Here is a 15,943-nt window from a genome sequence, read left to right on the forward strand (position 1 = left end):
TAAGAGCAGCGCGCCATGCGCTGTGGGCTATCTCGCGGAGGACAGGAGCAGCGCGCCAAGCGTTGTGGGCTATCTCGCGGGGGACAGGAGGCGAGCGATCCACCTTGCGGCGCTACGCCGACGTCCTGCTCCCCTTCCAGAGCGCGGTCCAGAAGCGTCCCGTCTTCACGGCGGTCTCCGGGGCGGGCTCGAGCGCGGTGTCCACGGCGGGCTTGTCCTTGTGCGCCTGGGCTTCGAGGAACGTGATCAGCCGCTCTCGGAGGGGATAGTACATCGGGTCCTCCAGCACCGCCTGACGGTCCCTCGGGTGCGGGAACGGCACCTCCAGGATCTCGCCCACGCGGGCCCCCGGGCCGTTCGTCATCATCGCGATGCGGTCCGACAGGAACAGGGCCTCGTCCACGTCGTGCGTGACCATCAGCGCCGTCTTCTGGTCCTCTGCCCACAGGTTCATGAGCACCTCCTGGAGCTCGAACCGGGTGAGCGAGTCGAGCATGCCAAAGGGCTCGTCGAGCAAGAGCATCTTGGGCGACAGGGCGAAGGCGCGCGCCAGCCCGACGCGCTGCTGCATCCCGGAGGACAGCTCGCGCGGCTTCTTGTGCATCGACTCCTCGAGCCCGACCAGATCGAGGTAGTGCGTCGCGATCTCGATGCAGTCCTTCTTGCTCTTCAGCCGGTGGACCTGCTCCACCCCGAGCAGGACGTTCTCGAGCGCCGTCATCCAGTGCAGCAGGCAGGGCGACTGGAACACGACCCCGCGGTCCGGGCCGGGGCCGTGGATCTGCCTGCCCGCGAGGACGATGCCGCCGCTCGTGATCTCGCTCAGGCCCGCGACCATCGACAGCACCGTGGACTTGCCGCAGCCGGAGTGGCCGATGAGCGACAGGAACTCTCCCTTCTTCAGGTTCAGGTCGAAGTTCCGGACGACGATCGCAGGCCCCTTCGGGGTGGGAAACGTCTTTGTGACATTCCAGATCTCGAGATATTTCTTCATGCGACCGCCTCCGCCTCCCGCGCTGCGCCGGACACGCCCTTGTCCGCCTTCGGCCCGGCCCCCGGGCCGAGCAGGTAGTGGATGACCGCGCCGCGGATCTCCTTGAAGCGCGGATCGTGGTTGAGCGCCTTGCGATCCCGCGGGCGCTCGAGGTCGACGATCACCCCGGGACCCAGCGTGGCGCCCGGGCCCTTGCTGAGCGGGACGATCCGGTCGGCGAGGAGGATGCCCTCGTCGACGTCGTTGGTGATGAGGAGCACGGTCTTCCGGGTGGCCCGCCAGATCCGCGCGATCTCGTCCTGCAGCGTCGCGCGCGTGAGCGCGTCGAGCGCGCCGAGCGGCTCGTCCATCAGGAGGATCTCCGGTTCCATGGCGAGCGCCCGCGCCACAGCGACCCGCTGGCGCATGCCGCCGGAGAGCTGCGCCGGCTTCTTGTCGCGGGCCGGGGTGAGCTTCACCATGGCGATATATCGCTCGGTGTGCTCCCGCTTCTTCTCCGCGGGCCAGGACGAGAAGATCTGGTCCACGGCGAGATAGATGTTCTCGTAGACGGAGAGCCAGGGCAGGAGCGAGTAGTTCTGGAAGATGACGCCGCGGTCGGGCCCCGGCCCCTCGACCGCCTCCCCGTTCAGCGTCACAACCCCGGTATCCGGCTGCAGGAGCCCGGCGATGAGCGACATGAGGGTCGTCTTCCCGGCCCCCGAGTAGCCGACCACGGCGACGAACTCGCCCTTCTCGATCTCCAGGTCGATGTCCCTGAGCACCTCGGTGCGGGTGGCCCCGGCGCCGTAGCTCTTCCCGACGTTGCGCAGCTCGAGGAGCGCCATGGCCGTCACCCTCCCGCCAGCTTGAGCCTGCGCTCGACGAGGCTCATGAGCGCGTCCAGCAGGAAGCCCACGAGCCCGATGGTGATGATGCACAGGATGATGTGCTCGTAGATGAGGCTGTTGTACTCCTGCCAGAGGAAGCCGCCGACCCCGGGCGAGCCGGTCAGCATCTCCACGGCGACGATGACCAGCCAGGCGATGCCGAGGCTGAGCCGGAAGCCCGTGAACATGTACGGCAGCGCGGCGGGGAGCTGCACCTTGAGCAGCGTCTTCATGCGCGAGAGCCGGAGCACCCGGGCGACGTTCATGTAATCCTGCGGGATCGACCGCACCCCGAGCGCTGTGTTCAGGACCGTCGGCCACATCGAGCACATGGCGATGGTGAAGACGCCGGCCGGATCCGGCTTCTGGAAGAGCACGAGCCCGAGCGGGAGCCACGCGAGCGGGGAGACCGGGCGGAGGATCTGGATGATCGGATCGAAGCTCGTCCTGAACAGCTTCGAGGCGCCGAGGAAGAAGCCGATGGGGATCCCGAGCAGGATCGCCAGGGTGTAGCCCTTCGCGACCCGCTGGAGCGAGTACCACGTGAAGCGGAGGATGCCCTGGTCGAGCTCTCCCCGCTTCTCGAACGGCTCGAAGATGTAAGGCTTGCTCACCTCCCACGTCTTGAGCGGAGAGGGCAGCGCCTGGGTCCACAGGCTGCTCGCGGTGGCCCACAGCCCGATCACGCACGCCACCCCGACGAGGGGCAGGATCACCTTGTCGACTCGAATCCTCGGAGACATCGCTTTCGCCTCGCTCATGCAGCACTCCTCCGCCGCCGCCGCGCTTTCCGTCGGCTCCCGGCGATGTGGGGGATCATCCCTTCAGGGCGTTGACCGGGAAGGACGTCGCGTACTTCTCCGGGTCCTTCGGGTCGAACGTCACGCCGTCGAACAGCGTCTCGGGCTCGTCGCTCGGGCCGCCGTGCTGGACCCCGAGCTCCTTCATCGCCTCCTCGTAAAGGTCGGGGCGCATGACCTGCTTGACGACCCCCTCGTAGTCCGGCTTCCCCTCCACCATGCCCCAGCGGCGGAACTGGCTGAGCCACCAGAGCGCGTATTTCGCCTGCGGGTAATTGCAGCCCCGGTCGCTGAAGATCATGTAATCCTTGTCCTCTTTCTTGCGACCGTCGCCGTAGTCGTAATGCCCCTGGAGCCGGCCCAGGATGAGCTCCGGCGGACAGTTGATGTACGTGGGCCTCGACACGATGTCGGCCTGCTCGGGGCGGTTGTCGAGCTTGTCGAGCCAGACGCTCGCCTCGTGGAGCGCCTTGAGCACCGCCTTCACCGTCCTCGGGTTCTTGTCGGCGAACTCCGCGGTGAACGCGCACACCTTCTCGGGGTGGTCCTTCCAGAGCTCCTGCGTGGTGATGGCCGTGTAGCCGATCTGATCGGCGATGGCCCTGGCGTTCCACGGCTCGCCGACGCAGAACCCGTCCATCTGTCCCACCTTCATGTTGGCGATCATCTGCGCGGGCGGGATGGTCACGAGCGCGACGTCCCTGTCCGGGTGGATGCCGCCTGCGCCGAGGAAGTAACGGGTCCACATGGCGTGCGTTCCAGGCGGGAACGTCATCGCGAAGGTCATGGGCGAGCCCTTCTCCTTCGCCTCCTCGACGAACGGCCGGAGCGCCTTGGGATCCCCGGCCACCTTGCCCTTCAGGTCGCTTCTCAGCGTGATCGCCTGGCCGTTGCGGTTGAGCTGCCACGGGATGACCATGGGCTTCTTCGGCGACCCGAGGAGCCCCATCGTCGAGGCGAGCGGCATGCCGAAGAGCATGTGCGTCGCCTGGAGGTCTCCGTTCGACAGCGAGTCGCGGATCGCCGCCCAGCTCGCGCCCTTCACGATGGTCGAGGTGATGCCGTACTTCTTGAAGAACCCCTTCTCATGAGCGATCACGAGCGGCGAGCAGTCGGTCAGCGCGATGATGCCGAAGCGCAGCTCGGACACCTCCGGCCTGTCGGCGGTCGCCACGAGGGGCGCGGCGTTCGCCGCCGGCGGCCCCGGCTCGCCGGAGCGTGAGTCGCAGGCGGGGAGGAGCGCGGCTCCCCCGAGCCCGAGGGCGCCGCCGAGAAAGCGCCGGCGTTCGAGGGGCATGGCGCTCGGTGCCTCACGCGAAGGTTCTCGTCTCTTCATTCCATCGTCCTTTGCTGTGAATGACCGCGGAGCCGCGGGCGCGTGGAGAGGTACGCGCCCGCCGGTCGGGGCAGAACGGACGGGTTGCGCTCCGGGGGCGCCGTCCGTGAAGTCGCCTGTTCGTTCGACGGTGTGCCAGGCCAGCTCCGCAGCGGATCGGCGGGAGGAGATCGATCGCGCGGCGGGGGTTTGCCCTGGATGGCATCAGCCCTACATGGGCCCATGATCCGCCAAGGACGATGCATGGGTGCGTGTTTCAATCAAGTTTCTATGGAATGTTTTTTCTGCATTCGAAGTCGTGCGCGCCTCCACGTCTCCACGTCTCCACGTCGCCACGTCGCCACGTCGCCACGTCGCCACGTCGGTTGCCGGGCGGCAGCGTTCCGGGGCCGGGCCCGAACGCCCTCGCTCGACGGATGGATCGCCTTCTCCGGCGGCCGGCAGGTCGGCGTGCGTTGCTTGCCAGGCTGCAGGTGAGACGGTAGCGTCCGCGCCGCGTGGCTCATCGCCACGCAGGGCGTGACGGGATGATTCGGTAGGGAGAGGAAGGGAGATGACGAGCGGGTCCGCGAGATGGGTGTGGGCGGCGGCGTGCCTCGTGACCTGCGGGTGTACGGTCGTGGCCGGGCTCGACAAGCCGTTTCATCTTCAGGAGGGCGGTGGCGCGGGGGGAGAGGGCGCCGGCGGAGGCGGCGGGGCCGGAGGCGGCGCCCCCGCGGGGTGCGAGGACGAGGTGAGCGACGGGTGCGTCTACGCTCGGTGCGGCGCCGTCCCGGCCAGCGCCCCGGGCGGCGTCTACACGCTCGATCCCGACGGCTCCGGTCCGCTGGAGGCGCTCCAGGCCCACTGCGGTGAGCCGACCGAGGACGGCGACCGGTGGGCGCTCGTCTACAACAGCGTCGGCGCGGCGGACGGCGCGACGCTGCCGTTCTGGAAGATCCTGTATGCCGACCGGCTCGGCGCCAAGGGGGAGCCGTCGCTCGACGCCAACCATTACCAGCCTTCCCTGTACGTCGCCGGCCGGGAATACCGCGACGAGGTCGAGGACATCGCCGGGACCGTCGCCGAGGTCCTGCGCGCGACGGCCGAGGGCATCGACACCGCGGACATGCACCTCCTCACGCCGATCCGCGTGGCCGGGGAGGAGGAGCTCTTTTCGTGGCAGTTCGCCACCGGGTGGTCATCGCCGGACTTCGACATGGACACGAAGAGCGACGGCAACTGCTCGAGCGTCTACGCGGGCGTCACGCAGCACTACGGGCACTGCTTCGTCTACAACCTCGGCGCGGATGCCGACGAGCCGATCGAGGACGAGGGCTGGGGGCCGCACGTGAACACCGCGGCCGCGACGTCGTACGGGCTCTCGAACGACGGCAGCGGCTACACGCGCGTGAAGCGGATCTCCCGCTGGACGCGCTGGTGAGCGCGGCCCCGCGGGCTCAGGCCATCAGCGTTCCTTGATGAAGCCCAGGACCGCGGCGCAGAACGCCGCGGCGTCCTCCTCGGGCCACATGTGGGTGGCCCCGCGGACCACCAGGTGCTGCCCGGGGATGCAGCGGGCCGCCGCGCGGGCGACCACGCTGAACAGCGGCCGGGAGAGCTCGCCGTACGCAATGGTGACCGGCACCTTCAGGCTGGCCAGGTCGCCGCACGTGATGGCCGGGGGCCGGGGCTGCGACAGGAGGAGCGGCATGGTCCGCGCGTTATCCAGGTAGACGGCCTGCCGCTCCGCGGGCTGAGCGGCGAAATAGCCCTCGCGCTCGCCCGAGCCGTCCAGCAGGAGCCTCACGGCTTCCTGGCTGTCACCGCGCTGGACTGCCCCGAAGACGGGGCCGAACATGGCGTTCATGTCGTCCCCCAGCGCGCTCAGCTCGGCGGGATCGGTGACGTACGAGGGCACGCCCGGCTCGTAGACGAAAGCGCTCCTGATCAGCGCTGGATGACTCAGCGCCGCGCCCAGGGCCACATGGCCGGCGTAAGACCACGCGACAAGGTGCGCGGGGCCGGCGTCGAGGGCGCGAAGGAGCGCGACAAGGTCGTCCGCGTGCGTCTGCACGCCGAGCGGAGGCCAGCTCGACTCCCACGCGCCAGTCCCGAAATAGCGCTGGCTGTAGGCGATGGCCCGGTGATGCTGGCCCACGATGGCGCGATGCCGGTCCCACATCCGGTGGTCCGAGGCCGCTCCGTGCAGGAACACCACCGGGGTGCCCTGCCCCTCCTCCGCACAGGCGAGGCGGGCCCCGTTCACCTCGATGAACCGAGGCGTCTGCGCGCCGTCCGGGCCGCCGTGGCCCGCCTGAGGTGCTGTCGTCATGGGCATGGGGCGATAGTTCGTTCGAGGGCCCGGATCAAACGCCGCGGGGTGATGTTGGGAGCAACACCATGAACTCGCTCGACGTCGAGGTCTCGAGCCCACGCCCGCGACGGCTCCTGTGGGGAGTGTCATGGGGGCCTTCCGGCGCCGGCCCGCCGGGGGGACGTCTCGGGTCAGCAGGTCAATCCGGGGTGATGCTCGGCTCGAACGAGCCGGCAGAGACGTTGTTGTAGCTGTCGACGAAGAGGTCGATCGGAGTCCCCGCAGTCGCACCCAGGGGGATCGACTCGGTGTCTCCGGAGTTACCGACGTCCAGGCAGCTGATCTCGATCGCCCTCTCGCTGCAGTCGGTCCGCACGTGGAGGACGAGATCGGCGGACAACTGCAATGGTGGAAATGGGGGACGATATTGCGTCCTGGACGAACTTTTCTAGTAAAGAAAGAGATCTAACAATCGTGCACCCATGAGATGGCCGCGTTGCAAAATCGAAACGCGAGAGGGCCCGTCCGTGACGCATCGACGCAATTCAGGGGAAATTCCCGATGGCATATTCAGTGCTTTATAGGACCGCAGCGCCGCCGGCGCGGCCTTCGCCCCCCCTGAGGCCCCGGCGGCGCTGCCTTTTTGTTTGTCTGCGTGGGTTGCCGTGCCTGGGCGGCTCAGCCTGCCTCCCTGGCGGGCCGGGGCCGTCCGGCACGACGGCGGTGAGAGGCGGTCCCCGACGTTGTAGGGTCCGCCGCCCCAGGGCGACGAAGCTCTCCTCTCCCCCGGATCAACTCCCCCGAATCAACGGTTCGGGTGCCGCGACTGCCCATCTCGGTGCAGCCGGCCGCTTTGGCCCCTCCGCTTCAGCATCGAGGAAGCCGCGCGATGGGGTCTGCCGAGCAGCGCGTGCCGGCGACCTGGCTCGCGAGCACGGCGGCCTCGAGAGAGGCGACCTCCGACGCGTCGAGGGAGATGACGCGTCGAGGAGAGGTCGAGACTCGACAGCGCGTCCACGAGCTGCTTGGCCATGCGATACGGATCCGCGAAGGCCACTTCCGGCGGCGTCGAGCTCGCGGCTCAAACGTCGCGTGGAGCTCGTCGGGCGCGGCGCTCGGGCTCTCCGGCGCCCGCGGCCCCGCCGCCCGCCCGTTGTTGACCCGCGACCGGAGAGCGCGCGAAGATCCGGCGCTGCCTTGCTCCACCCCGCGACACGCACTCTCGCCGCAGTCCTCGCGCTCGCTGCGGGCGCATGCTCCCGGGGTCCCGCTCCCGGCACGGACGCGGGCGCGGCCCCGGCCGGCAGCGCGGGCGCCTCGATCGGCAGCGCGGGCGCTCCGGTCGATCCCCCGGCGCCGCCGGGCGCCGCGCCGCTGCGCGCGCCGGTCCGGGAGGGCGGCGCCCTCGCCCGCGCGGCGCGCGAGGACGCGCTCTACGTGGCCGACGAGGACCACGGCGTCGTGCGCGTCGTGCCGCTCCCGCTCGACCCCGCGCGTCCCGGCGCAGGTGTGCCCGCGCCGGGACGGCCCGCGCAGGTGCTCGCGCTCGGCGGGCCCGAGGGGCGCGTGCTCGCCACGGTCCGCGACCCGGGGCTCCTGCTCATCTTCCGGCCGGACGCGGCGGCCGGCCTCGTGGAGGTCGGCCGCGTCCCGCTGCCCGCCGACGCGTGGGGCATCGCGGTCACGCCCGACGAGAAGACCGCGATCGTGACCTCGGCGTGGACCCACAAGGTCTCGGCCGTGGACCTCGAGGCAGCCAGGATGAGGTGGACCGTCGACGTGGCGCGCGAGCCGCGGGGCGTCGCCGTGCTGCCCGACGGCAGCGCCGCGTACGTGAGCCACCTCGTCGGCGCGGATCTCACGCGGATCGACGATCTCGGCGGGGCGCCGAGGGTCCGGCGCGTCGCCCTGCCCGCGTCGCCGCTGCGCGCCCCGTCGGGCGAGCGGCTCGCCGCCTCGCTCGGCTACGCGCTGGCGCTCTCCGAGGACGGGCGGCGCCTGTTCGCCGCGCGGCACGCGCTCGGCGCCATGGGCCACGCCGCGTGGTTCGGCGCCGCGACCGTGGACGTGCTGATCACCGGCCGGGACGAGCCGCTCGCCCCGCCGCACCACGGCAACCTGCCGGTGCTCCGGTCGGCGTTCGCCGAGCAGGTGATCACGCCGGAGAGCGTCATCACCCTGCCGGGCGCGAGCATCACGCCCGTCACCCAGCCGCGCGCCGTGGCGTACCGCAAGCGCGCGCGCACGCTGCTCGTGGCCGGCGAGGGCGACGACCTCGTGCTCGAGGTGGACGCGACCGCGGTGGATCCGACGCTCGCGATCGTGAAGAGCTACCCTGTCGGCGGCCGCTACGACCCGCACATCCGCGTGGCGGGCACGTGCGGCGCGCCGACCGGCCTCGCGCTGTCCGCGGACGAGGCGACGGCGTGGGTGTTCTGCCGCTCGACCGGCGACGTGGCGGCGCTCCGGCTGCACGATCCGGCGGCGGGCTCGGCCGCGACTCCGGCGGGCTCCGCCGCGGCGTCGGCCGGCGCTGCGCCGACAGCCGCGCCGCCCCCGGAGGGGCCGGCGGCGCTCGTGCACCTCGCCGACGATCCGCTGGGCCCCGAGGTCGCGAAGGGCCGTCGGCTCTTCTACAACGCGCTCGACGGCACGGTGAGCGGCAATCTCGGCTGCGCGGGGTGCCACCCCGACGGGCGCGACGACGGGTACGTCTGGCGCGAGGCCACCTTCAGCACGGCCGACGGCGAGCACGCGAACTTCGTCGGCCGGCCGGAGAACATCCCCGAAGTCGCCAAGAGGAAGGGGGTTCCGCGGCGCACCCCGATGCTCGCCGGCAACGTCGGCGCGGCCGGGCCGTACGGGTGGCACGGAGAGAGCGAGGATCTCGTCTCGAGGCTCCAGACGGGCATGGGGCTGCACCGCTGGGGCGGGCTGCCGATCGACCACACGCCGGCCGGCGTCGCGGCCCGGGCCACGGTTCTCGCGATGTTCCTCCGCCGGGGCCTTGTCGCGCCGCCGCGCGCCGAGGGGGCGCCCGACGAGCGGGTGAAGCGCGGCCGGGAGATCTTCCGCAGCGACGAGGCGAAGTGCTCGCGCTGCCACGTGCCCGAGAGCGACTACACGGATCGCATGGTGTACCCGATGCCGAAGCGACCGCCCCTGCCGGGTTACGACGAGGATCCGCGCCCCGAGTACAAGACGCCGTCGCTGCGCTTCGTGGGCGGGCGGCCGCCCTACCTGCACGACGGGCGCGCCGGCACGCTCGCGGAGCTCATCGAGCAGAACGCCGACCGGATGGGCAAGACCAGCCACCTGTCGCCCGAGGATCGGGCGGCGCTCGTGGCGTTCCTGGAGACGTTATGAGGCTGCGCTTCGCGTGGGTCGCCTGGATGGCCGCCGGCAGTGCCGGCGTCCTGGCCGCGGCTGCCGGCGCATCCGGCGCGCAGCAGGGCGGCGCGCGCGCGGCCGCAGCGCCCGACGCCGGCGAGGAGCGGCCCCTCGACGTCGAGCCCTTTCCTGCCGAGCCGTCGAAGCAGCCCACGGCCGCCGAGTGGAAGACCGCGCCTCGCGTCCGCCTCTCCCGCACCGGCCCCGCGGCCGCGGGCTGCCGCGGCTACCGGAGGAGGGAGTGGCTGCGCATCCGCTGCCCTGAGCTCACCGTCTCGGCCATCTCGCTGCTCGGCGGGAAGACCGAGGGCGTGGCCTTCTGGATCGATCCGCCCCGCGGCGGCAGCGAGCTCCCCCGCGGCGGCGAGGTGATGTTCCCGATCCGCCGCGGCGACCGGCGCGTGATCCAGATCCTGACCTTCGGCCCGGGCTACGACGGGCCGTTCACCTTGTTGCCGGCGATCGTCGTCCAGGAGCAATGGCTGGACGACGAGCCGGCGCCGACCGTGACCGCCTCCTGAGACACCATGCGATCCCACACAACGCCCCTGCCCCTCTCCGCGCTGCTCTTCCCTGCCGCCGCGTGCGGCGTCCTCGTCGCCGCGTGCGGCGCCTCCCCGGCTGCCCCCGAGGGCGCCCCGCCCCCCGCGCCGTCGCCCGCTGCGCAGGCCGCGCCGGTGAGCCCCTCCGGAGGCGCGGCGACCGCCCCGGCGCCGCCCCTGCCCGGGTCCACCGCGGCCCCGGCGCCGGCCGGCGCCGACCCGGCCGCCGCGCCGGCCGGCAGCGGGCAGGCCTCCGCCTCGGCCGCGCCGGCGCCCCCCTCGGACGGCTGCCCCGACGGCACGGTCCGGGTCCCGGGCGGCAGCTTCGTGATGGGCCCGCTCAAGGTGAAAGCCACCGTGCCGGACCTCTGCATGGACAGGACCGAGGTCACCGCCGAGGCCTACGCCGCGTGCGTCAATGCAGGCAAATGCACGAATTCATTCGCAAATTGCGCCAAGGAGGCGTCGACCTACGGCGTGCCCGGCAAGGAGAAGCAGCCGATGGTCTGCGTCGACTTCCCGCAGGCCGAGGCCTACTGCGCGGCGCAGGGCAAGCGGCTGCCGCGCGACGGCGAGTGGGAGTGGGCGGCCCGCGGCGGCGAGGAGGCGCGGCCGTACCCGTGGGGCGGCGAGGCCCCGAAGGATCAGCTCTGCTGGTCCGGCGGCGGCACCGTGCGCAAGACCGCGTGCGACGTGGGGAGCTTCCCCGCCGGCGAAAGCCCGCAGGGCATCCAGGACCTGGCCGGCAATGTCTTCGAGTGGACGACGAGCGCCAACGACGGTGGCGGCAAGATGCGCGTCGCCCGCGGCGGCAGCTGGCGTGACGGCATCCCGCCGCTCGTCAGGACGGCGCGGCCGGGAGGGTTCGAGGTGACCTACCGCTGCGGGTTCCTCGGCATCCGCTGCGTCGTCGAGCCGGCGGCGCCGGCGGCCAAGTAGGTGGCGACAGACGTGATTCCGGTCTTTGTCTCCTGCTCGGACGCCCGCGCAGACCTGGATCTCCTCGCCGAGCTCGACAAGCATCTCGCGCCACTCGAGCGCAAGGGGTTGATCCGTGTCTCCCACCGGCAACGCCTCCGCGCCGGCGAGCATGTGGAGGCCAGGCTCTCCGAGGAGCTCGAATCGGCTCGTCTGATCCTGCTGCTGGTGAGCATCGACTATCTGGGCGACGACAGCTGCTGGCACGCGGGCGAGCGGGCCATGGAGCGGCGCGAGGCCGGCGACACAGAGGTGCTCCCGGTGTTGTTGCACCCTTGCGAGTGGCGCGATTCGCCGTTCGGTCAGCTGAGACCGCTTCCCGAGAACGGGCAGTGGTTGAGCACCTCGTTGAACCGGCATCTGGCGTGGACCGACGTCGCCCGCGGCGTCCGCGAGGTGGCAGAGACGCTGCAACACGCCGCGCTGCGCACGACCGCGGCCGGAGCCTCCTCGCGATCCGCCGAGACCGCGCCCGACCGCGACGACGCGCAGCGCGATTCGGGTGCCGAGCCCTGGAATCCCCTCGTCGAACGCGTGGCGCGAGTCCTGCAACTCCGTGAGGCGCAGCAGGGTCACGAGGCACACCTCGTGCCCGAACCTGCACCTCCGCCGTTTCATCAGTACATCGAGGTTTGCTCGGTCACGCGCCTCGGCCAGAGAGCGACCTTCGCGCTGGGGGCTATCCCCTACGAGGTCACCGAGAGCATCGTCGAGGCCTTCCGGAGTCAGGTGCACGCCCGCTACGGTCCTCCGGGCTCAGGGATTTACTCCCTGCTGGTCTACGACGGCGAGCAGGCGCCGCCTGCGTTGGTGCGACGGGCCCGTGCCGGGGGCGTCCGCCTCGTCAGCCTCCATGACTACGAGGAGCTGATCGACCTCAGCAGCTACCTCCAGCGTCAGAGCGCCCGGCTAGCCGTCGATCCCATCTACCCCCCGAGGCTGTTCGTACCGCAGCGGCTCCGCTACAATATCGGCCTCGAGGAGCGCGAGCAGGAGGACGCGCTCGCTGCCCTTGAGGAGTGGTTGGACTCGGACCACGGCCGCCTCGTGCTCGTGCTCGGCGAGTTCGGCGCCGGCAAGACTTTTCTGTTGCATGAGCTGGCGCGTCGATTGACCGAACGGGGCGGGCCTCTCAAGCCGATGCTTGTCGAGCTACGCGCGCTCGAGAAGGCGCGCGCGCTCGACGCGCTGATGGCACAGCACCTGACCCTCGCGGGCATGGACCGGCTCGATCTGCGCGCCTTCAGGTACATGCTGGGCGCCGGGCGGATCGCGCTGCTCTTTGATGGCTTCGACGAGCTGGCGCTCCGGGTCAGCTACGATCGAGCCTCGGAGCACCTCGACACGCTGCTCGAGGCGGCGACCGATAACGCGAAGGTTGTCATCACCAGCCGGAGTCAGCACTTCCTCTCCGATCGCCAGATCAGGACTGCGCTGGGTGAGAAGGCGCTGAGCAAGGGATTCCGGCTAGCGCGACTCGAGCGCTTCAACCAAGCGCAGATCCGTCGCTTCCTCGTCCAGAGATTCGAGAGCGACGAGGTCGCCAGCGGGCGGCTGCGGCTGCTCGAGGAGGTGCGTGACTTGATGGGTCTCTCGGAGATCCCACGGATGCTCAGCTTCATCGCGGAGATCGACGAGTCGAAGCTCATTGAAGCCCGGAACCGGACTGGACAGATTACCGCGGCAGGGCTCTACCGGCTCTTGCTGGACCGCTGGCTCGGGTACGAGTTCGATCGAGCGCACGACAGGGGCGCGCCGCCCGGGCTATCCCTGCCGCAGCGGTGGAGGGCAGCGGCGGATCTCGCCGTGATGCTGTGGCGGCGAGCGGAACGCACGATCCGGCTGAGCGAGCTACCGGAGAGCATTCATGAGCCCATCAAGGCTCTGGCGGCTTCCGACAAGTCGGGAAACGCACAGGCGCTCGAGAGCGGCGTGATCACTCACCAGGTGGGCTCGGGTACGCTGCTCCGGCGGGACGAGGCGGACAATTTCTCCTTCCTCCATCAATCCGTGCTCGAGTGGCTGGTGGCATGGGAGGCTGCACGCGAGGCGGAGCCGAGCGGGGTCTCAGCGCTGCTCGGTATGGCCGAGATGTCGCCGCTCATGGTGGAATTTTTCACGGCGCTGGCCACGCGGGACAGGGCCATTGCATGGGCGCGCGCGACGCTGGAGTCCAGCGGCGGAGGGGAGGCCGCCATCAAGAACGCGCTGCTCGTGCTGCAACGCCTGGGCGTGGAGGCGCACCGCGCAGTCAATTTGGCCGGGCAGGATCTGCGCGGGCAGGACTTGTCAGGCCGCAATCTCATGCAAGCAGATTTGACGGGAGCCGATCTCAGTCAAGCAAGGCTGGTGGAAGCCCGCCTCGACGGCGCCTCGCTGCAGGGTGCTCGGCTGATCGGCGCGGACCTCTCACGTGCCAGCGCTGTTGGAGCCAGCTTCGAGCATGCGGATCTCACGAGAGCACAGCTGCTCGGCGCGGACCTCCGGCGCGCGCGGCTCGCTGGAGCGAAGCTTTGGCTCACCCGCCTGGTAGGAGCGACCGTGGACGGGGACGCGATAGGTCAACGCGAGCTTGCCATGCTGGCGCCGCCCATCCCATCCAGCATCGAGGCTTGCACCGAGAGTCCTTCTGCACAGTGCATGGCGGTAGCATTCAGCCCCGATGGTGGCCTGATAGCATCCGGCCACGTGGACAGATCGTTGCGACTCTGGGAGGCGGGGTCGGGTAAGCAGATAAGGGCCTTACTAGGTCACGACGATGAGCTTCGCGCCGTCGCGTTCAGCCCGGACGGCACGACCCTCGCCTCCGGGGCTAGAGATCAGACAGTTCGGCTCTGGGACGTGAGCTCAGGACGGGTATTACATGTTCTCCGGCATCACGAGGGAACGGTGCGGAGCGTGGCGTTCGGCCCCAATGGCATGTTTCTGGCATCCGCCTCCATGGACCGTATCTTGCGGCTCTGGGACGTCCGCTCGGGCGTACTGCTCCAGGAGCTGCGTGGCCATGATTCTTGGATCACTGGCGTGGCACTCAACCCGGACGGCCGGATAATGGCCTCCAGCGCCACCGATCACACGGTGCGACTCTGGGACGTCCAGTCGGGCCGGACGCTGCATATTTTGCAGGCCTACCGAGGTGGTCGAGTGACAAGCGTGGCGTTCAGCCCGGATGGTCATGTGGTTGCCTCCGGGACGGAAAACCGGACGGTGGTCCTCTACGAAGTTTCCTCGGGCCTGGCGCTGCGTGTCCTCTCTGGCCACGCAGGAACTGTGAACGCCGTCGCCTTCAGCCCTGGTGGGCAGATGATAGCCTCGGGAGCGGAGGACGCCACGGTGCGGCTGTGGGACGTGGCCACGGGGCAGATGCTGCACGTGCTGCAAGGCCATCGGAACTCGGTCACGAGCGTCGCCTTCAGCCCTGAAGGACAGATCGTTGCATCTGGCGCGAAGGACAGTTCCTTGCGCTTGTGGGAGGCCGCGTCGGGTCAGACATCGCTCGCGCTGCAGGGTCACGGCGCGGCGGTCCTGAGCGTCGCCTTCAACCCGGATGGCCGCACGTTGGCCCTCGGCGCCAGCGACCGGAGCGTGCAGATCTGGGACGTCGCCTCGGGAAGGGCGCTGCAGCTGCTGAAAGGTAACAGGGAGCCGGTGCGGACCGTGGCATTCAGCCGTGATGGCAACGCGTTGGCATCGGGAGGCGACGACGGATCCATACGAAGTTGGGAGACAGTCTGGGGACAGGTCGTGCTCACGCTTCCGGACCTGAAAAACCGCGTGAGGGGCATCGCGTTCAGCCACGATGGTCGGACCCTGGCCTCCGCGTCCAGCGACGGAGTATTGCGGCTATGGGATGTGCGCACCGGCAGCTCGAAGTCGCTGGAAGGCCACGAGTCGTTCCTCACCAGCGTGTGCTATAGCCCGGATGGCGCCACCCTGGCCTCCGCCGGCCATGATCGGACGGTACGGCTGTGGAAGGCAAGCTCGGGCAAAGCGCTACGTGTTCTCCGGGGACATGACGAAGCGGTGACCGGCGTGGCGTTCACGCCCAGCAGCCGGATGATCGCGTCAGGGTCCGGCGACCAGACGGTGCGAATCTGGGAAACGAGCTCTGGGCAGGAGAGGAGAGTGCTGCGTCACGCTGTCGCGATCCGGTGTGTGGCATTCAGTCCGATCCACGACCCGGAAAACTGGACGCTCGTCGCAGGGGCGGACGACGGCGCTCTGATAATCTGCGATCGGGACATGGAGAAACCGAAGGCCCTGCGCGGGCATGAGGCGCCAATCTCTGCCGTGGCCTTCAGCCCCGACGGTGTGCTTGTCGCCTCGGCCTCCCACGACGGCACCGTCCGCATCTGGCATGTTGTCACCCGCGCCTGCCTCGCGATCTTTCTCCCTCGCTCCGAGGGCTGGGCCTCGTTCACCCCGGGCGGTCGCTTCAAGCTGCGCGGCGAGATTCACGGCGCCTTCTGGCACCTGATCGGTCTTTGTCGATTCGAGCCCGGCGAGCTAGAAGGATATCTTCCGCAGCGCCTCCGGGTTCCCGACGAGGAGCCTCTCTATACAATCCCGGCCGCGTGAGCTCGCGGCACATCCCGCCGCGGGCCTTCCGCGCGCTCACGAGCCCAGCGTCGGAGCAGCGAACAGGACAGAGGCAGCTGACCGCGCCCGCCGGGCTCGCGGACGCCTGCTCCGCCCGCGTCTCGCGGCTTGCCTTCCGACCCGGCGCGGCGCACCTTCG

At 70.0% G+C, this 15,943-nt stretch carries 11 protein-coding genes; 5 read left to right on the forward strand and 6 right to left on the reverse strand.

The genetic code is table 11. From position 1 onward, the window contains the following. Positions 1 to 112: 112 nt before the first annotated feature. From WME75_RS21435 to WME75_RS21450, 4 genes are read right to left on the reverse strand one after another with little or no spacing between them, the layout of a single operon-like run. Positions 113 to 994 (reverse strand): ABC transporter ATP-binding protein, encoded by an 882-nt coding sequence (locus tag WME75_RS21435; protein WP_437493837.1) that lies wholly within the window; start codon positions 992 to 994, stop codon positions 113 to 115. Then, positions 991 to 1,821, reverse strand: coding sequence for an ABC transporter ATP-binding protein (locus WME75_RS21440; RefSeq protein ID WP_437493840.1), 831 nt, complete (start codon positions 1,819 to 1,821; stop codon positions 991 to 993). Before WME75_RS21440 ends, WME75_RS21435 begins: the two co-directional genes overlap by 4 nt. A 5-nt stretch (positions 1,822 to 1,826) precedes the next feature. Beyond that, on the reverse strand, positions 1,827 to 2,624 hold the full coding sequence (ntrB, locus tag WME75_RS21445; protein ID WP_437493843.1) for a nitrate ABC transporter permease: 798 nt from the start codon (positions 2,622 to 2,624) through the stop codon (positions 1,827 to 1,829). Positions 2,625 to 2,679: 55 nt separating this feature from the next. Beyond that, complete coding sequence (locus WME75_RS21450; protein ID WP_437493845.1) at positions 2,680 to 3,960, reverse strand: CmpA/NrtA family ABC transporter substrate-binding protein; 1,281 nt, start codon at positions 3,958 to 3,960, stop codon at positions 2,680 to 2,682. 592 nt (positions 3,961 to 4,552) lie between these two features. Between WME75_RS21450 and WME75_RS21455 the strand changes: the two genes are divergently transcribed. Continuing rightward, on the forward strand, positions 4,553 to 5,422 hold the full coding sequence (locus tag WME75_RS21455; RefSeq protein ID WP_437493848.1) for a fibrinogen-like YCDxxxxGGGW domain-containing protein: 870 nt from the start codon (positions 4,553 to 4,555) through the stop codon (positions 5,420 to 5,422). A 24-nt stretch (positions 5,423 to 5,446) separates the two neighbouring features. On the opposite strand, the gene WME75_RS21460 is transcribed toward WME75_RS21455, so the two are convergent. Then, positions 5,447 to 6,313, reverse strand: a complete 867-nt coding sequence (locus tag WME75_RS21460) for an alpha/beta fold hydrolase (protein ID WP_437493850.1) — start codon at positions 6,311 to 6,313, stop codon at positions 5,447 to 5,449. Between the two features lie 181 nt (positions 6,314 to 6,494). Next, positions 6,495 to 6,701: a hypothetical protein gene (locus tag WME75_RS21465; protein WP_437493853.1), complete on the reverse strand. Its 207-nt coding sequence runs from the start codon at positions 6,699 to 6,701 to the stop codon at positions 6,495 to 6,497. A gap of 791 nt (positions 6,702 to 7,492) precedes the next feature. Here WME75_RS21465 and WME75_RS21470 point away from each other — a divergent pair. Genes WME75_RS21470 through WME75_RS21485 form a run of 4 tightly spaced genes read left to right on the forward strand, consistent with a single transcriptional unit; the run spans position 7,493 to position 15,783 of the window. Then, positions 7,493 to 9,661, forward strand: a complete 2,169-nt coding sequence (locus tag WME75_RS21470; RefSeq protein ID WP_437493855.1) for a hypothetical protein — start codon at positions 7,493 to 7,495, stop codon at positions 9,659 to 9,661. Then, the gene (locus WME75_RS21475; RefSeq protein WP_437493857.1) at positions 9,658 to 10,206 is read left to right on the forward strand and encodes a hypothetical protein; all 549 of its coding nucleotides are present in this window, start codon (positions 9,658 to 9,660) and stop codon (positions 10,204 to 10,206) included. The genes WME75_RS21470 and WME75_RS21475 overlap by 4 nt, the downstream gene beginning before the upstream one ends. 6 nt (positions 10,207 to 10,212) lie before the next feature. Then, positions 10,213 to 11,166: a formylglycine-generating enzyme family protein gene (locus WME75_RS21480; RefSeq protein ID WP_437493860.1), complete on the forward strand. Its 954-nt coding sequence runs from the start codon at positions 10,213 to 10,215 to the stop codon at positions 11,164 to 11,166. 12 nt (positions 11,167 to 11,178) lie between these two features. Further along, a complete protein-coding gene (locus tag WME75_RS21485; protein WP_437493863.1) occupies positions 11,179 to 15,783 on the forward strand; it encodes a pentapeptide repeat-containing protein in 4,605 nt (1,534 codons plus the stop codon). Positions 15,784 to 15,943 lie beyond the last annotated feature (160 nt).

The sequence above is a fragment of the Sorangium sp. So ce1014 genome (assembly GCF_051521505.1).
Classification (GTDB): domain Bacteria; phylum Myxococcota_A; class Polyangia; order Polyangiales; family Polyangiaceae; genus Sorangium.